The sequence below is a fragment of the Pseudomonas sp. GD04015 genome (genome assembly GCF_029837675.1).
Taxonomy (GTDB): domain Bacteria; phylum Pseudomonadota; class Gammaproteobacteria; order Pseudomonadales; family Pseudomonadaceae; genus Aquipseudomonas; species Aquipseudomonas paralcaligenes.
In genome coordinates, this window is the sequence record NZ_JAOEEE010000013.1 from 101823 (window position 1) to 119046 (window position 17224).

Genomic DNA, 17224 nt, shown 5'->3' on the forward strand with positions numbered 1-17224 from the left:
CTCGTCGCTCTGGCGTGCGCCCGCTCACCGAAACGGCGGCCTTGGGGCCGCCGTTTTGCTTTAAGATGGCGAGCTTTCCGATATCCGCCGCTCCGGAGCCGCAATGACCGCCCTTTCCCCCACCCTCGAACTGGCCTTCGACCTGATCCGCCGTCCCTCCGTCACCCCGGTCGACGAGGGTTGCCAGGAACTGATGATGCGGCGCCTGGCCGCGGTGGGCTTCGCGGTCGAACCGATGCGCATAGAGGATGTGGAGAACTTCTGGGCGCGGCGCGGCGGCGAGGGCCCGGTGCTGTGCTTCGCCGGCCACACCGACGTGGTGCCGACCGGCCCGCTGGACGCCTGGCAGTACCAGCCGTTCGAGGTCTGCGTCGACCAGCAAGGCATGCTCTGCGGCCGCGGCGCAGCGGACATGAAGGGCAGCCTGGCGTCGATGATCGTCGCCGTGGAGCGCTTCGTCGCCGACCACCCGGACCACAAAGGCGCCATCGCCTTCCTCATCACCAGCGACGAGGAAGGCCCTGCCCAGTACGGCACCAAGGCGGTGGTCGAGCGCCTGCGCGAACGCGGCGAGCGGCTGGACTGGTGCATCGTCGGCGAACCCTCCAGTACCACCCTGCTCGGCGACGTGGTGAAGAACGGCCGGCGCGGCTCCCTCGGCGGCAACCTCACCGTGTACGGCAAGCAGGGCCACGTGGCCTACCCGCATCTGGCGAAGAACCCCATCCACCTGGCCGCCGGCGCCCTGGCCGAACTGGCTGCGGAGCACTGGGACGACGGCAATGCCTACTTCCCGCCGACCAGCTTCCAGGTCTCCAACCTTAACTCCGGCACCGGCGCCACCAACGTCATTCCCGGCGAGCTGAAGGCGGTGTTCAACTTCCGCTTCTCCACCGAATCGACCGTGGAAGGCCTGCAGCAGCGGGTCACCGACATCCTCGACAAGTACGGCCTGGACTACCACATCGACTGGTCGCTGTCGGGCCTGCCCTTCCTCACCCAGCCGGGCGAGCTGCTCGATGCCGTGGCCGCCAGCATCCGCGCCGTCACCGGCCGCGAGACCACGCCGTCCACCTCCGGCGGCACCTCGGACGGGCGCTTCATCGCCACCCTGGGTACCCAAGTGGTCGAGCTGGGCCCGGTCAACGCCACCATCCACCAGATCAACGAGCGGGTGCTGGCCAGCGACCTGGACCTGCTCACCGAGGTCTACTACCAGACCCTGGTCAAACTCCTCGCATGAAAATCCATGAACATGCCTGCTACGCAACCCGATAGCTGCGTTGGGCGGTACTCGCTCCTCGCCTATCTATTCGATATGTCTCGTCGCTGCGTTCCGTCCGCCTTGCTCTCGGGTCGCTCGCGACGGCCTGTTCATGGATTTTTCGCATGTTGACCTGCCCGATCTGCCAGGCGCCGCTCAGCACGGTCGACAACGGCCTGGCCTGCCCGGCCAATCATCGCTTCGACCGCGCCCGCCAGGGCTACTACAACCTGCTGCCGGTGCAACACAAGAACAGCCGTGACCCGGGCGACAACCAGGCCATGGTCGAGGCGCGCCGGCGCTTCCTCGACGGCGGCCACTACGCCCCGCTGGCCCGGCGCCTGGCCGAACTGGCCGCCGAGCGCGGCCCGCGCAGCTGGCTGGATATCGGTTGCGGCGAGGGCTACTACACGGCCCAGCTCGCCGGGCTGCTGCCAGACGCCGACGGCTACGCCCTGGACATCTCCCGCGAGGCGGTCAAGCGCGCCTGCAAGCGCGCGCCGCAGCTGAGCTGGCTGGTGGCGAGCATGGCCCGCGTGCCGCTGTCCGATGCCAGCTGCGACCTGCTGGCCAGCGTGTTCAGCCCGCTGGACTGGCAGGAAGCGCTGCGCCTGCTCAAGCCCGGCGGTGGCCTGCTGCGCATGGGCCCGACCCGCGTGCACCTGATGGAACTGCGGCAGAAGCTGTACGACGAGGTCCGCGACTACGACGACCAGAAGCATCTGGAACTGATCCCCGAGAGCATGCGCCTGGCCCACAGCGAGACCATCAGCTTCCCGCTGCTGCTGGCCGATGCCCAGGCCCGCGCCGACCTGCTGGCCATGACCCCGCACGGCTGGCGCGCCAGCGCCGAACGCCGCGCCGCGGTGATCGCCGAACCCTTCGAAGTCACCGTCGCCATTCGCTACGATTGGATCGAGAGAATCTAGAGAGCCCCGCCATGCGCCAACCCGATATCGAGATCTACCTCAAGGACGCCAGCCAGGACGCCATCACCGCCTGGCTGAGCGAAGCGCTCGGCTCCTGCAGCGAGTGGCAGCAGCGCGGGCAGACCTTCCAGTGCCGGGCCGGCGAGATTCCGGTGGTGTTCCTGCCCAGGGCCGTGGGCAAATGGCACAGCCTGATGCTGGAGAGCGGCGCCACGCCCTGGCAGGACGACATCGCCTGCGCCCACGCCGCCTTCGCCGCACTCGGCGTGGAGGTCCGCTGCTCCACCGGCGGCTGGAGCGAGGAACAGGGCGAGGAAGACGCGGACCGCTGGATCAAGGTCAATGCGGAAGGCGAGCAGGAATTCATCTGGCGAACCGATTGATCCGGCGCCAATCGCGGGTTTCACCCGCCCTACACGCGGGACTCCCCTCTCCCTCCGGGAGAGGGGCCGGGGGTGAGGGTCAGCCAGGCCACTCCGAGCGCCGACCATCCCCCAAAGAGAAAGCGTAAAAAGCAGAAGGCCCGTCGATGACGGGCCTTCTTTTTTGTGCCGCGCGGGTCGTCAGACCTTGGACACATCTTCCGCTTGCAGGCCCTTCTGGCCCTGGATCACGGAGAACTCGACCTGCTGGCCTTCGACCAGAGAACGGTGGCCTTCGCCACGGATGGCGCGGTAGTGGACGAATACGTCCGGACCGCTTTCGCGTTGAATGAAGCCATACCCCTTGGAATCATTGAACCACTTGACGGTTCCGATCTCACGATCAGCCATTACCACTTCCCTCGATTCTCGATTTTATTGTTGCCCTTGCGGGCTCGACGGCTCGGCGCAAACGTTGTTCTTCGTCATTTCCGACCCCGATCGATACGAGCGTGGAGCGGTATTCCGAATGGCGTCCTGATGCGACCGCCTGGCGAGTATAAAACAAGCGTTCGGCTTGCCAAGGGATTTTTTCGGCCGGCTGCAAGGCCCGTGGCTCATGGGCTGCAGGGATTTTCTGTCACTCCTTGGCCAGCAGGTCGGTCAGCTTTTTGGCCAGGCTCAGATACTGGTAGGGCTCGATGCGATAGGCCCAGTCGCTGCGCCCGGGCAGCTCGGCGGCGGACAGATCGCTGCCCTTCTCCAGCAGCAGCCAGTGCTGCTCGCCCTTGGCGAACACCCGCCCTTCCAGGCGCTTGTCGTCGAAGGTGACGAGCCTGAACTGCAGTGCGGGCTTGCCTTCGAAGGTCAGCTGGGCCAGCGGCGCGGCGTCGGCGAAACGTAGGTTGGCGAAGAAGGTGGCCAGACTGTTGGCGGCGCCGTCGAACGCCAGCCGCTTGCCTTTGGGCAGCTCGCGCACGCGCAGGTTGGCGTCCTCGGCCTTGTCGCGGAACAGGGTCAGGCGCTCGCCGCCGGCATGACGCAGCTCCAGTTCGCGCACGGCTGTGAAGGGCACGGCGGCGACGCGCCGGTCCAGCCACTCCAACTCGGTGGTCGGCAGCTCGATGCGCTGGCTGACCAGCCAGCTCTGGGCCTCGCCGGCACCGCGCACCAGGGTGCCGTCGCCCTGGCCGGCATTGCCGATCAGCAGCGCGCGCGGCGGCTGGTCGCCCTGCTCCAGCTTGAGGCGCACGGCCTGCTGCTGCGCGTCTCCGTCCTCGGCCAGGCCGAGACGGCCGTAGAGTTCGGGGTTGGCGGTGCGCGGCTCGACCTTGCGCGACTCGGCCAGGGCCTTGAGCAGCGTGCTCACGGCCGCCGGGTCGGCCGGGTAATCGGCCTTGGCCGGCAGTATCCAGCCCTGTTCGCGACGTTCGATCCGCACCAGAGGCTGGTCGGCGCGCTGGACTTCGATGGCGGACACCTGCTGCGGCCGCAGGCCCGGCAGCCAGGCCTCGGCCTGGACCGGCACCGGCGGCCTGCTCACCTGACGGGTGAAGTACCAGCCGGCCACCAGGGCCAGCACCAGCACGGTCAGGATGGACAGGGTTCTGCGATTCATGGCGTTGCTCTCCTCGCTCTAGGGATGGGAGTTGAATGGAGCGAGCGGCGAGAGGCTGGAGGAACAAGGGCGTCGGCCATGCCGGCGTGACGCCCTCGCTTTCACCGGGAGAGGTTCACTCGCGCAGAAGCCTGATGACCTCGGCGCGGCTCTCGTCCGGCTGCGCACTCTGCAACCGCTCCGCTACTTGCAATGGCGTCTGCCCCTCGCTGTCCGGCTTGGCCTTGTCGGCGCCGTGTTCGAGAAGAAACGCGACATTGTCCGGCTGATTCAGGATGACCGCACTGTGCAGGGCCGAATGGGTTCGATCACCGGGCCCCGGGCGGACATCGGCATTCACATCCAGGCCCTTGTCGATGAACCGCTCGGCCAGTTCGAACTTGCCGGGGGCGCCGGACTCCAGCACGAACGCCAGGCCGCCACCGGCCTGCAGGTCATCGATGTCGTCCTGGTTCATACGGAAGTGCAGCAGGTACTGGCGGCACAGGGGCGCCGGAATGGCGAAGCCCGTACCGGGCTCACTGCACAGCACGAGCTGCTCGATACGGAAGTTGCTCATCGCGTAGAACGCCATGCCCGCGCCGATCGCGAGCAACAGGACGAGTGCACCGAATATCCGCTTCATCATGCCACCCCGCCCTGGCCGGCAGGCCGCCAGGCAACGGCGAGCTGGTTGCGATAACGCGCCGCGCTCGCCTGCGCAGTGTGCAGGTAGGTGCGGAATCGCCGGCTCATCTCCACGCGCACCGACTCGTATATCTTCGCGTCCATCAGGTCGCTGGCCCTGGCGTGCTTGAACCAGTGCTTGGCCGCCTTCTTGCCGAAGCCCTTGATCAGCTTGCCCGCGTTCGCGCCCGAACGACCCAGGCTGGAAAAGAGCGCCTCGACGTAGCCCATCGCGTAGGTGGCGTCGATGCCCGCCACCAGCAGTGCCTGGGCGAAGGAGCGGAGCTGATCGTTGACGGCCATGGCGTCGATATGCGCGCCATCGTGGGGAAAGAAGAACTTCAACGCGATACGGGTTTCGTTCTCGTCGAGGACGAGTTCATTGCCGCTGAACGAGCGCAGGTAGATATCGGCTGCCATGGAAACCTTCCTTGGGTAGGGGCTGGGATAGGAGCGGCCGAGCATAGTCGAGCGGAAAACGTCAGGCGTGGGAACGGATCACATCTCTGCCCGCCGCAATCTCGGGGAAAGGGCAAAACGCCCCTTCCCCGGTAAAACTCACGCAACCTTGCGCCGGCGCCACAGCCACAGGGCCAGCACGCCGAGGGTCAACAGCAGCGGCACGGCGAGGATGTTGAGCAGCTTGAGGGTGCGGCCCAGCTCCTCGATCCTGGCGTTGAGCTGGAAGCGCACCTCGCGCAGCTCCTTGCGGATACGCAGCTTCTCGGCGATGAACTGCTGCACCGCGGCCTGCTGCTCGGGGGTCAGTTCCAGCGCCTTTTCCGGGTCCTGCTGCTGCAGCGAGGCGAGCTGCTGGTCGGTTTCGGCCAGGCGCTTCTGCAGGTCCTCTTCCTTGACCCGGAACTGCGCCTCGGCGTCGCGCTGCAGCGCCTCGACCACCTCGAACGGGCGGCTGAAGCGGCCACGGGAACGCACGCTGATCAGCGCGTCGCTGCCGGACAGGTTGTCCAGGGCGTTGATCGCGAAGCCGGCGTTGTCGGCGAACGGCTGCGGCACGCGCTGGCCGAAGAAGTCCTGCACCTGCACCCACATGCGGTCGGTGAGCACGTCGGTGTCGGCCACGGCGATCACGTTGATGTTCTCCGCGGACTTCAGGCCGTCCTTCTGCCCCTCGATGCCGTTCGGGTAGGCGGACTCGGCCGGGCCGCTGATGCGCGCGGCGACGGCGTAGCGCTCGCCGGTCGGCTCCAGGTCGCGCATCAGCTCCTCGGGGTTGGCCAGCATGGCGAAGCGATCCACCTCCAGCGGCATGGCGTATTCAGAGCTTTGCAACAGCGGCACGAAACGGGTCCTGGCGCCCTCGACCGGTTCGAGGATGCCGGCGGTGGCGATGTTGATGCTCTCCAGGCCGGCGGTGGCCACGTCGTCCTGGCTCATGGCCCGCTGCGGCAACGCCAGCCAGGCCGCATGACGCGCCGGGCGCTGGCCCTGCCCCATGCTCACCGAGATCGCGTAGGAGCCGTCGCCCAGCACCTTGCCCGGCACCATGCGCAGGCCCCAGGCCTTGAACAGCGGTTCCAAGTCGGACGCTTTGTCCTGCTCGTCGCCCGGCATCATCGGCTGGGCGTTGTCCGCCTCGGCGAGCGGGTCGACGAACACCAGCAGCTTGCCGCCACGCAGGACGAACTGGTCGACGGCGTACAGGGTCGGCTCCGGCAGGTGCTTCGGATGCACCAGCAGCAGCACCGAGACCTCGTCCGGGATCTTGTCGATGCCGGCCTTGAGGCTGTCGATCCGGAACAGCTGGCGGACTTCCTCCATCACCATCCAGGGCGGCGTCGGCTGGCGCGCCGCCATGTCGAAGCCGCCGTTGAGCTGCAGCCCGGAGAGCAGGCCGACCACCGGCCGCTCCGGCTTGGCCAGGCCCTGCACCAGCTGGCTCAGCTGGTATTCGAGGAACTCCTCCTGGTCCAGCGGGAAGAACGGGATGACCTGCTTGTCGTCCACCGCGTTGGTGCCGGCCAGGCCGAAGTAGATCTGCTCGCCGCTCTGGTTGGCCGGCACGGCCTGCAGGCCGAAGCCGGCGGCCTTGTCCTCGTCCTCGGAGAACGGCTCGGGGTCGACGATGTGCAGCTTGATCTTGCCGTTCGCCTCGCGCTCGTAGGCCTTGAGCATTTCCTCCACGCGCATGGCGTAGTTGCGCAGCACCGGTAGGTCGCGGGCGGCCTTGTCGGAATAGAAGAAGTACAGGTTGATGGGCTCGTCCAGCTCGCCGAGGATGCGCTCGGTGCCCTCGGAGATGGTGTAGAGCTTCTGCTCGGTCAGGTCCAGGCGGATGTTGCCCAGGCCCAGGGCCGAGAGCATGTTGAAGGCCAGGAAGGCCACGGCGATCAGCAGCAGGCCGGCGCCGGAATACATCAGTTTCTTCATGGTCAGTCAGCCTTCTTCAGATCGACCACGATGGCGGTGGCGGCGAGCCAGGCGGCCATCAGGGATATGAAATAGAGCAGGTCGCGCAGGTCGATCACGCCCTTGCTGATTGCGTCGAAGCGGGTCAGGAAGCTCAGCGAGGCGACCGCGTCGAGCAGCCACTGCGGCGCCCAGGACAGCGCGTCGAGCACCATCGGGAAGCCGCTGACGATGAACAGGAAGCAGGCGCTCACGGCGAGGATGAAGGCGATCACCTGGTTCTTCGCCAGGGCCGACATGCACGAGCCGATGGCGAGATAAGAGCCCGCCAGCAGCCAGCTGCCGAAGTAGCCGGTGAAGATCGCGCCGTTGTCCGGCTGGCCCAGATAGTTGACCGTGATGATCATCGGGAAGGTCAGCAGCAGGGCGATACCGGCGAACACCCAGGCGGCAAGGAACTTACCCAGCACCGCCTCGGTGCGGGTGATCGGCAGGGTCATCAGCAGCTCGATGGAGCCGGACTTGCGCTCCTCGGCCCACAGGCGCATGGCGATGGCCGGTACCAGGAACAGGTACAGCCAGGGATGGAAGTTGAAGAACGGCGACAGGTCCGCCTGGCCGCTCTCGTAGAAGCCGCCGAGGTAGAAGGTGAAGACCCCGGACAGCACCAGGAAGATCAGGATGAACACATAGGCGAGCGGTGTGGCGAAATAGCTGGCCAGCTCGCGCTTGAAGACTACGGGCAACTGCTTCATGCCGCCTCCCCCCGGGTCAGGCTGCGGAACACCTCGTCGAGCCGGCCGCGCTCCACGTCCAGCTCCTTCACGTGCCAGCCGCGCTGGCGGATCAGCTCATTCACCTGTGGGAAGATCACCTGGCCCGGCTGGGCCACCAGGGTCAGGCTGCCCTCGGCGTTGTCTTCCACGGCGATCACGCCTGGCAGCGAGGCCAGGGCATCGCGGTCCACTTCGCCGGCGGCGACCAGGGTCACCGCCTGGTGGTAGCGCGAGCGGCTCTCCAGCTCCAGCGGCGTGCCGTCGGCCACCACCTTGCCGGCGGCGATCACCACGGCGCGGGTGCACACGGCGGAAACCTCCTCGAGGATGTGGGTGGAGATGATCACGATCTTGTCCCTGGCCAGGCTCTGGATCAGCTGGCGCACCTGGTGCTTCTGGTTGGGGTCGAGGCCGTCGGTGGGCTCGTCGAGGATCAGCACCTTGGGATCGTGAAGGATGGCCTGGGCCAGGCCGACGCGGCGCTTGAAGCCCTTGGACAGCGTCTCGATGCTCTGCTCCAGCACCTTCTGCAACTCCACCTGCTCGACCGCGCGCTGCACCCGCTGCTTCTTCTCGGCGCCGCGGAAGCCGCGCACCTCGGCGATGAACTCGAGGAAACCGCGCACCGTCATGTCGCCATAGCAGGGCGCGCCTTCCGGCAGGTAGCCGATCTGCCGTTGGGCCTTGAGCGTGTCGGTCTGGATGTCGAAGCCGAGGATGCTGGCGGTGCCGGAGGTCGGCGCCAGGAACCCGGTGAGCATCTTCATGGTGGTGGATTTACCGGCCCCGTTGGGACCGAGAAAGCCCAGCACTTCCCCCTGCCGGACCTGGAAACTGAGGCCGTCGACGGCCGTGTGATGGGCAAAACGCTTGGTCAGGTTTCTTATTTCGATCATGGCCTCTCACCGTCGCGAAAGCGCCTGCGCCCAGCGAAATCGCCGCAGGGGCGCAGACCGCAATACCGCCGGGCAACAGCACGTTCCCGGACGAGGGCAAGACAGTAGCACAGCGAAAAAGTTCAGTGGCCGGCTGAAATATGGAGTAAATGGAATATGGTGATCAGCGATCGAGCGGGCTCAGAACCGCCAGACCACCCCGATTAAGCACATGGGTATAGATCATGGTCGTCTTCACGTCGGAGTACCCCAGCAACTCCTGCACGGTACGAATGTCCTGGCCCGCCTCCAACAGATGTGTCGCAAAGGAATGGCGCAACGAATGAGGCGTTGCATGCTTGATAAGACCCGCACGCCGCGCCGCCTCGCGCACAGCTCGCTGGATGGTCTTCTCGTGCAGGTGGTGGCGAAAGATCTCCTGGCCATGAGGATCACGCGAACGATTGACCGACGGGAAGACAAACTGCCATCCCCACTCCCTGGCAACTCCCGGATACTTGCGCGCCAGCGCGAAGGGTAAATTGGCCTCGCCAAAGCCCTCGGCCAAGTCCTCCCGGTGCAACCGCTGAACCTTCTCCAGATAGGCCTGCAATGGTTCGCTCACACGCTTCGGCAGCATGGTCACCCGGTCCTTCTGGCCCTTGCCATCGCGCACCACAATTTCACACCGGGTGAAACCCACGTCCTTGACCCGCAGCCTGAGCGCCTCCAGCAAACGCAAGCCAGAGCCATACAGCACATTGGCAACGAGCCACTGCACGCCCTGCATTTGCGCAAGCAGCACCTCCACCTCTTCACGGGTCAACACCACCGGCAAGTGCCGGGGTTTCTTGGCGCGAACGACGTCCTGCAGCCGGGGTAGCTCCAGCTTGAGTACCTCCTTATAGATGAACAACAGAGCAGCCAAAGTCTAATTTTGCGTCGAGGCCGAAACATCGCGCACCACCCCCATCTCCGAAGGATGCCGGTAGTGGTGGAAGCGGATATAACGTTTCACCCACTCGGCATAGACAGTTTCGGTACGAATAGAATAGTTTTTGACCCGAATCTGTTGGCGCAACTGATCCAGCAGCTTGGGCTTGCCCTCCTCCATGTCGCGTTTCTCCCTGAATGCTGTCGCGTTTACCGTGACCATTCTCAAGCTAGACAAGGACTTGCAGGACGACAAGGAAGATTATGCGACAGCTGTCGTGGAGAAACGCGACAGCAATGTCGCCTAATAATAGTTAGCCGCCAAATCAACCTGGAGTTCTAGATATGGCATTCCCAGAAATAATTGAACGCCTTGAGGTGGTGGAAGATGGACCTACCTTTCAGAAGCTAATCGAGCAAGCAGTTCCGGCCTTAGCAAGCGAAATTCAAGGGAAAAGTGTATTGCTGTTACCTTCTCATGGTTCTGAGGACGCTTTTTATGCTGGAAGCCTTGATACTCTTGACTATCTGAATGAAAACGGCCTAGATGCTGATCTCTATTCCACAGATGAAGAATATAAGGAGCTGAGCCTTCATGGCGCTGACCTCTGGCTTGGAACCTTTTTATTCCAAAGTATAGTAATTCCAGTGTTTTGCGGTGTGATCTCGTCCTATATATACGATAAATTAAAGGCTAATCCCGGCGACAAAATATCCCTTAAGTTCATAATCGAGAAGAAGGATAAGTCGTCTGTAACTGTGAGTTACGACGGCAAAGTTGAGAATGTTGAAAAGGCCTTAAATGCAGTGAAGGAATTCGCAGATGACTGATAATCGCCATTCGGTCAATCTGAATAATCAAACTGAGGTTGAATCAACCCTCGCTGCACTTGCTGATGCAAAAAGAATCGCCGCTGAGAAAGGCGAGGAAAGTCAGGCCAATCAGCTTTGGCGAGAAATTCAAGCGCTGAAGATTGTCTCAACATACGTCATTGCCATCAATAACATTAAGCAACAGAAATACCGTGATGCCTGGTGCGAACTTGAGCAATGCGAAATTACTTGTAAATTTCTTGGAGAGAACTCTAGCAAAGAGTTCTATCAGAATTCGGGTGCATATTTTGTAGAAAAATACGTCAGTAAATGGCAGTCACTTTACCCATATTGTGTGTTCGCAAGCCCGGCGATGGTTGTCGGCTACTACACCTGCAGCATATGCAACCACAAGATTCGTCCTCGCTCCAGATGCGAACATATTAGGGGGCGCATATATAATGGAGAGTTATGCACGCACCAAGCACATGTTCTGGAAATCCGAGAAATTTCGATTGTCACGAATCCTGTGCAGAAATATTCCGTAGTTCACGATGATGAAACTCTGGATTTTTCTCTTTTAGAGTATCTTTGTTCGCATGTCAGCAGTCCATTCGATGAATGGGATGCCCATTGGACAACAAAAAAGTTCCCGAAGGCTCGTTTCCATTCTGTCTCGGAAGACCATAAATGCCCCTGTCAGAGCGGCAAGAACTTTGGACAATGCTGTGCGGATAAGGTTGAAATTGAGATTCCGCATGTGGATTTTGAGCTTAAAAACGGCCTAAACGAGAACGCCGAAGTTGAAAAGTTCCCGTACTAATGGCGGCTAACAAATGGCTGTTGTCGGACGCACCTACGCTGACGCTCCGGTACGCCACAAAGCCATGGCGTTAGCCACCAAGAGAAAGTTATGCAGCCAGCCATAAAATTAATAATTCTGACTCTTGGGCTTTCCCTTTCGGTTCACGTCCAAGCACTACCATTTTCCTCGATAGAATGCATCCGAACAGAAGAACCCCAATCACCAGAAAAGCTCATATCTAAAAATAACGAATATGAGCTTAAGAAATTGAGCTATACCGCTACTGTCTATAGCTATGGCCAAAATGGTCAGCAGGCCACGCCTATTGAGCAGATTCCTCACGTGGCGGTAAAAATGGGGGACGGCTGGCTTATTGGTAGCGATAGAGGCGAGTGGGGTGGAGAGCTAGTTTCTGTAGGCGCCAATGGTAAATCCGAAACCCTGCTCACTGACAACATCCATGACATGTACAGAACTGATAACGGCTTAATTGTTGTTGCTGGGCTTTCTCATCTAGTTTCCAGCAAAGGCCGCATCTATCTTGTAACAAAAAGCGGATCATCCATAGACTACAAGGTCTTATTTGGCCTAGACGCTGCCCCAGAAGAGTCCTGGATCACAGACTCAGGAGAGATTTATATAAACACAAGCTATGGGCTATCAATTTTAAGAGCTGACGGCACCTTACAAAGAGCGCTTTGCAAAGGGCATGAATACTACAAATACAAAGACAACAGCTGAGCTTGTGTGGCTAACAATGCGCTCAACTATCGCTCACTTCGTTCGCTGGACGTCCAAAAGCTACGCTTTTGGCCGCCTGTTAGCTTAATCGTTAGGCATCAGAAAACCAAATGAGCACAATCACAGAACGTTGGCTATCCGAGCAATGCCGTATTGAGGAGGGGATATTTTTCTCGGACGACACATATATCCCATTGGTCAGTAATGTTCCACAGCTTCCTCGTCGCTCCATCGGTCCGCTGCTGGCTCACTCGCCTGGTGACTGGTCAAGCATTGATGGTGGGCAGCTTGCGGTGTTGCCGGGCTACAGAGTGTTCGGCGGCGACACCCCATGGGAAGGAGCAGGTTTTATTGCTTTGGTCCGCGAAAGCGACGGAGCATTAGTCTGGCTATTGCATTCGGAACAATCCGAACCATTTCGCTCAGCCAGCATTGATGGAGAGTTGATCGTCGCAATTTCACGCAAAGACGGACTGAAGAATCCGCTCTGTACTTTTCGATGGGAAATCCCCGTCACGGCCCCTTGGCTGCTTACCGTCGTGGCGGGCGATGCCTAACAATTCATTCAAGCCGACGCCGCTTCGCGGCGCGGCTTAATTCAGGCGTTAGAGGGAAAAGTGACCTCCTACTGCGTATACACAATCCCTATAGTTGGGAATGTATCTATTGATAAGCCTTTAGCCTTTCAAGTAGACGATATTGAAATTGAATTCTTTATTCGTTCAGGAATATTGAGCCATCTTGTAATAAAGTGCCCTATTCCAAGCTCGCCGACAACCGAAGAAAGGATAGGTGACAATCTAGTAACTAATGAGCCTAGAGCTCGTGAAATTGAAGAAATAGTTCTTCAGATAGGTAACGGCTTTTCTTTATTTAGCCATAGCTGTGTAGAGTTTCTCTTTGAAAAGAGACGTGTCCAATGGATAATTAACGATAAACCATCTAGCATCCAAGTTGATCTCAATGGTGGACCAGCCGCTGCCACATCTGCCAAGCATCTAACAACACCATTATTTATACGTTCAGTATTGGTAGGCTGCATAGAAAAAAATCACGACCCTGCATTGACATTTTTCAGCCGCGGAAGCACCGATGCAAACTCTCATCGCTTTATTGAAGCATATTACAATCTTTTCTTTTTTCTAGAGTTCTTGTACGGAAATGGCAAGTCAGGGAAAAATGCAACTCTAGATGAATTCATGAAATCCACTGAGCTAACATCTAGCATTAAGAACACCTTAGAGAAACCTGAACTCAACGGGTTACTCTCAAGATCTTTCGTAGAAAAGCTGCGAGCATCGGATACCAGAAAAATTCTGGAAATATTAATTCTTGCCAGAGGCTCGTTACATCATCCAAATAAGAATAGAACTGATAATTGGAATCCAGAAAAGCAGCGCCACTTCGGCGATGAAGCAATTTTCTTGCAACTTGTTTGCTTAGAAATAGCGTTTCACCGATATTTCGCCGTAGCATTCACTAAAAAAATTGACCATGCATACAAGAAAGTAGAACGCTGCATAAGAAGGGATAGCAGTATCCGCATTTTTACTACATCCCTCTAACTAGTGGTTCAAACCGTTCGCTTCGCTCACTGGGACGGGCTAAAGCCCGCCCCTTAACCAAACGTTAGGCAACTCATGCACTCGACAGGTCTGCGCGATTTTCAGCCAACTGACATTGACGCCGTCAATGCACTTGGTGTTGCCGCGTTTGAGCAGTTCGCTGGCCAATACGAAGACTGGCCAGGCTTCAGGGCAAAAATCGCATGCATGTCTTCGCTGGCGGAAACGGGCGAGATCATCGTTGCGGCATCTGGCGAAACAGTCGTGGGGGCAGTTGCGTACCTTGGTCCCCAGGCTCTAAAGAGCTCGTTTTTTCCAAGTACATGGGCTGTCATGCGAATGCTCGTTGTTTGCCCAGAATCACGCGGTAAAGGCATTGGCCGCACACTTGCCAACGCTTGCATTGCAAAGGCTCAGCGTGACGGAGCCGACGTGTTCGGCCTCCACACTAGCGCCATCATGTCTGTGGCGCTTCCGATGTACCTATCCATGGGGTTTGAGTTCGTTCGTGAAGCACCATCAATCCACGGTGTCCCATATAGCATCTACGCAAAACAACTCGCTGGGCAAGGCCGCGTCGCCTAACTGGGCGGTCAAGCGGACACCAACACAGGCCATGCCTTCGGCATTCTCATGGCCTGTGTTGGTGCCCTACGCACCTTCGGTGCTCCGGCGCCGCTTACCTTGAGCGTTATGCACATCAATAAAATCAGTGAGCCACGCCATGACCATAGTGCGCTTTGATCTGTTGCTGTTCTCAGCCTGCTTCGCCCTACTAGCAGCAGCGCTATTTCTGATGACACGGCATCGTTCAAAAATTGCTCTCACAGCATTTTCACTGCTTGCAGCCTGTGCAATTGCTAAATTAGTGCAATTTGTAATCCCTGCGGTCATCCCGATGCCATGCACTGAAGGTATATGCAACCCAACAGAGCCTTATCTAAGCATCGTGAGTTACGCATACCGCATCGAGCCATACATGCTGTTAGCTGCAAGCATATTGGCTTTAATCACAGCAGTAAGAAGTAATAGAAAATGCACAGTGCATGCTGCATAACAATGCGCTCACCTGTTGCTCACTTCGTTCGCTGGACGTCCAAAAGCTACGCTTTTGGCCGCCCGTTAGCTTAATCGTCATGTATCACCATCAACCAAGGAGGATGCCATGAGAAAAGCAGCATTGCCATTAATTGCTCTTCTGGCATTTACAGCCTACACAGCATTTGTAATGTCACAGGCTGAACAGTCGCTCATCCAGTTCGGCATAGAACTAATGTCAAGCCTTGACACTGCTCAGGTCGTAATCGATCTCTACATCCTGGCCGCGCTTGCTAGCATCTGGATGTATCAAGACAACAAAGCACGCAACAAGCCATTTATTGCCGTGGCTCCGTACCTCGCAATTACTATCGTCTTTGTATCTATCGGCCCACTACTCTATCTTGTTATCAAAGACCTTTCAAAAGAGCGTAGCGCAGGTGAAACATAAAAATTGACTCAAGACCACTCGCCTCGCTCACTCGGGACCGGCTAAAGCCGGCCCCTTAACCATAATCCTTATGTGGCCCCTCATGAATAACAATACTGAAACCTTTACATTCACGGGAAGAATCAGAAGCATTCGGCACGCTGCAAATGGCATCACAGAAATGCTCAAAAGCCAGCACAATGCGTGGATTCACCTTCTTGCGGCCATGGCTGTCAGCTTCATCGCATTTCTTCTTCAGATAAGCACACTAGAGTGGTGCCTTTTGATTCTATCCATCATGGCCGTCTGGGTGTCCGAGGCTTTAAATACAGCTTTCGAATTTCTGTGTGACGTAGCATCCCCCGAGTTTCATCCTTTGGTCAAAAAATCCAAAGATGTCGCTGCAGGAGCTGTACTGCTTAGTGCCGCAGGGGCTGTAATCATTGGGTCAATCATTTTCACTCCATATATCAAGGCATTCATATAGAAAACCTTTCAAGACCACCCCTGATAAAAATTAGAATTCTGTATGACCTTTTACTTAAAGCTGGCCATCTTTGTAGCGGTACTGTCGAGTACCATTTGGCTCATACGTCGCTTTCCGAACAATTTAGTTTCACGTGCAGCACTTGACTGGCATGGCCCCTATCCAACCCAAGGTGAGCACCTGAGCAAATTCATGCTTCGCCGAGCGATCTACACACTCAAGTGGTTCAGCCGAGCTCTCTTGGCCTTCTGCGTACTATGGCTTGTAGTATTGCGGTATCCAAACCTCGCGGACATACCGCTGTTCATGGCTTTCTGGTTCGCGCTGTCGTTACTCGGCAGCACCTTGCTGCTGGCCACTACCCTGTATGCTGCGTCAGCGGCCAAGCAGCATCTGCTTGGCCCGAACCCAGAATTCAAGGTTTCGGTGAACCATCAGCAATCTAACAACTAGGAGCCTGACAACATCATGAGATCATTTATCACTTCATTCTTTTTGTTTTTTATGGCAATGGGTCATGCAGAAGAGAAATTCGACCTGAACACTTACACCGCTGCCTCGATGGAGGGTTTAAGAATACAAACGGAAGCCCATCAAGACATATGGGGTATAGGTAGCTCTGCGCGCTGGAATGTAGATCAAGATACCGGTCTCATCTGGTGGATACTTTCTGACGGGAAAACGGCTTCAGCCCCAGTTCAGATCATCGGCACCTACAACCCAGCAGATAGCAGTTTTATGTGGGGCTGGGATCACCCATCGGTTAGCCCTCCCCTTCAGGAGCATGCAAAACTAATAAAGGCCTTTGGAGAAAAGCACGGAATTCCAAAGTTCACGACTAGAGTTATAAAGGTTACGGAGAACGAAGCCTGGGAGTTTGTTGCCATCGCCAATCGTCTTGCAGAAGCAAATGGAGGTTATCGCGCCGATGCTGGCGGCCCTATCGTCTTCATGACCTTTGGGGAAATATCTCTCAAGAAATCGTCCCCCTAGCATCTAACTCGATGCCTTCGAAGGGACCTGAAACGAACGTCAGAGGCAACGCATGAAACCAAGCTGGCTAGCACTCCCGCTAATCGCCATCCCAGCAAGCATGGTGAGTCTATATCTTTATGCGCACGCCCTACCTAGCCTTGCCTTTCCATTGAGCTCGATAGATGCCCTTATCTTCACTGACGGCGGATCTCTAACCATTGAGCTAGAGGATGCAGAGGGTGATCGATTTTACTTCGGAATCAAGGGTGACCTAGCCACATCACGGGAAATATCCCCCTCCTTTTATGCGCGTACCCTCTTAGGAGTTCCTCTAGCAATTACACCAGATATCGGCGGCGCCGAAGAGTACAAGCTTGCCAGTTTCGCCAGAAATCTAGCAGAGGTACATCTCCCCCCAACCTCGTTAAGCAAGGTGAAAAATAACGATCTGGACGGGCTTTCAGAGGCCGAGCTTAAATACGCCGTTGTATATTCCATATACCGCACCCTCGGCGCGCGCAGCCCGATCCAACTGTCTCATTCACCCGCCTTGGACTAGGTTATGTACGAAAAGTCG

General features: G+C 58.1%; 22 protein-coding genes and 1 pseudogene. 15 read left to right on the forward strand and 8 right to left on the reverse strand.

Annotated features, from left to right (window positions below):
* The first annotated feature begins 103 nt into the window (after nt 1-103).
* From dapE to N7640_RS13515, 3 genes are all read left to right on the forward strand, one after another.
* Nucleotides 104-1243 (forward strand): succinyl-diaminopimelate desuccinylase, encoded by a 1140-nt coding sequence (gene dapE / locus N7640_RS13505; RefSeq protein ID WP_279904347.1) that lies wholly within the window; start codon nt 104-106, stop codon nt 1241-1243.
* 146 nt (nt 1244-1389) lie between these two features.
* A complete protein-coding gene (locus N7640_RS13510) occupies nt 1390-2193 on the forward strand; it encodes a putative RNA methyltransferase (protein ID WP_279904346.1) in 804 nt (267 codons plus the stop codon).
* 11 nt (nt 2194-2204) lie between these two features.
* Entirely contained in the window at nt 2205-2576 is a 372-nt protein-coding gene (locus N7640_RS13515) for a hypothetical protein (RefSeq protein ID WP_279904345.1), read from the forward strand.
* A gap of 180 nt (nt 2577-2756) precedes the next feature.
* Here N7640_RS13515 and N7640_RS13520 read toward each other — a convergent pair whose 3' ends face one another.
* The 8 genes and pseudogenes from N7640_RS13520 to N7640_RS13555 all read right to left on the reverse strand — a co-directional run bounded on the left by N7640_RS13520 (nt 2757) and on the right by N7640_RS13555 (nt 9974).
* Nucleotides 2757-2966 carry a cold-shock protein gene (locus tag N7640_RS13520; protein ID WP_220814828.1) on the reverse strand — a complete coding sequence of 70 codons (210 nt, stop codon included), beginning with the start codon at nt 2964-2966 and terminating at the stop codon, nt 2757-2759.
* 229 nt (nt 2967-3195) lie between these two features.
* Entirely contained in the window at nt 3196-4173 is a 978-nt protein-coding gene (locus N7640_RS13525) for a DUF4340 domain-containing protein (RefSeq protein WP_279904344.1), read from the reverse strand.
* A gap of 115 nt (nt 4174-4288) precedes the next feature.
* Nucleotides 4289-4801, reverse strand: coding sequence for an ankyrin repeat domain-containing protein (locus N7640_RS13530; protein ID WP_279904343.1), 513 nt, complete (start codon nt 4799-4801; stop codon nt 4289-4291).
* A complete protein-coding gene (locus N7640_RS13535) occupies nt 4798-5259 on the reverse strand; it encodes a hypothetical protein (protein ID WP_279904342.1) in 462 nt (153 codons plus the stop codon). Before N7640_RS13535 ends, N7640_RS13530 begins: the two co-directional genes overlap by 4 nt.
* 138 nt (nt 5260-5397) lie before the next feature.
* Nucleotides 5398-7230: a Gldg family protein gene (locus tag N7640_RS13540; protein WP_279904341.1), complete on the reverse strand. Its 1833-nt coding sequence runs from the start codon at nt 7228-7230 to the stop codon at nt 5398-5400.
* Nucleotides 7231-7232: 2 nt separating this feature from the next.
* Complete coding sequence (locus N7640_RS13545; protein WP_279904340.1) at nt 7233-7964, reverse strand: ABC transporter permease subunit; 732 nt, start codon at nt 7962-7964, stop codon at nt 7233-7235.
* Nucleotides 7961-8881, reverse strand: a complete 921-nt coding sequence (locus N7640_RS13550; protein WP_279904339.1) for an ATP-binding cassette domain-containing protein — start codon at nt 8879-8881, stop codon at nt 7961-7963. Before N7640_RS13550 ends, N7640_RS13545 begins: the two co-directional genes overlap by 4 nt.
* Before the next feature lie 163 nt (nt 8882-9044).
* Nucleotides 9045-9974, reverse strand: a pseudogene (locus N7640_RS13555) (integron integrase).
* Nucleotides 9975-10138: 164 nt separating this feature from the next.
* Between N7640_RS13555 and N7640_RS13560 the strand changes: the two are divergent.
* The 12 genes from N7640_RS13560 to N7640_RS13615 all read left to right on the forward strand — a co-directional run bounded on the left by N7640_RS13560 (nt 10139) and on the right by N7640_RS13615 (nt 17206).
* The gene (locus N7640_RS13560) at nt 10139-10624 is read left to right on the forward strand and encodes a hypothetical protein (RefSeq protein WP_279904338.1); all 486 of its coding nucleotides are present in this window, start codon (nt 10139-10141) and stop codon (nt 10622-10624) included.
* Nucleotides 10617-11429 carry an SEC-C metal-binding domain-containing protein gene (locus N7640_RS13565; RefSeq protein WP_279904337.1) on the forward strand — a complete coding sequence of 271 codons (813 nt, stop codon included), beginning with the start codon at nt 10617-10619 and terminating at the stop codon, nt 11427-11429. Before N7640_RS13560 ends, N7640_RS13565 begins: the two co-directional genes overlap by 8 nt.
* Nucleotides 11430-11519: 90 nt before the next feature.
* Entirely contained in the window at nt 11520-12152 is a 633-nt protein-coding gene (locus N7640_RS13570; RefSeq protein WP_279904336.1) for a hypothetical protein, read from the forward strand.
* A 110-nt stretch (nt 12153-12262) separates the two neighbouring features.
* Nucleotides 12263-12709: a hypothetical protein gene (locus N7640_RS13575; RefSeq protein WP_279904335.1), complete on the forward strand. Its 447-nt coding sequence runs from the start codon at nt 12263-12265 to the stop codon at nt 12707-12709.
* A gap of 60 nt (nt 12710-12769) precedes the next feature.
* A complete protein-coding gene (locus N7640_RS13580; protein ID WP_279904334.1) occupies nt 12770-13717 on the forward strand; it encodes a hypothetical protein in 948 nt (315 codons plus the stop codon).
* 75 nt (nt 13718-13792) lie between these two features.
* Nucleotides 13793-14302: a GNAT family N-acetyltransferase gene (locus tag N7640_RS13585; protein ID WP_279904333.1), complete on the forward strand. Its 510-nt coding sequence runs from the start codon at nt 13793-13795 to the stop codon at nt 14300-14302.
* A gap of 139 nt (nt 14303-14441) precedes the next feature.
* Nucleotides 14442-14774, forward strand: a complete 333-nt coding sequence (locus N7640_RS13590) for a hypothetical protein (protein ID WP_279904332.1) — start codon at nt 14442-14444, stop codon at nt 14772-14774.
* Nucleotides 14775-14882: 108 nt separating this feature from the next.
* On the forward strand, nt 14883-15206 hold the full coding sequence (locus N7640_RS13595; protein ID WP_279904331.1) for a DUF2834 domain-containing protein: 324 nt from the start codon (nt 14883-14885) through the stop codon (nt 15204-15206).
* A gap of 82 nt (nt 15207-15288) precedes the next feature.
* Complete coding sequence (locus N7640_RS13600) at nt 15289-15672, forward strand: diacylglycerol kinase family protein (RefSeq protein ID WP_279904330.1); 384 nt, start codon at nt 15289-15291, stop codon at nt 15670-15672.
* A gap of 42 nt (nt 15673-15714) precedes the next feature.
* Entirely contained in the window at nt 15715-16125 is a 411-nt protein-coding gene (locus N7640_RS13605; RefSeq protein ID WP_279904329.1) for a hypothetical protein, read from the forward strand.
* A 15-nt stretch (nt 16126-16140) separates the two neighbouring features.
* Nucleotides 16141-16665 (forward strand): DUF6882 domain-containing protein, encoded by a 525-nt coding sequence (locus N7640_RS13610; RefSeq protein ID WP_279904328.1) that lies wholly within the window; start codon nt 16141-16143, stop codon nt 16663-16665.
* A 52-nt stretch (nt 16666-16717) separates the two neighbouring features.
* Nucleotides 16718-17206 (forward strand): hypothetical protein, encoded by a 489-nt coding sequence (locus N7640_RS13615; protein WP_279904327.1) that lies wholly within the window; start codon nt 16718-16720, stop codon nt 17204-17206.
* Nucleotides 17207-17224 lie beyond the last annotated feature (18 nt).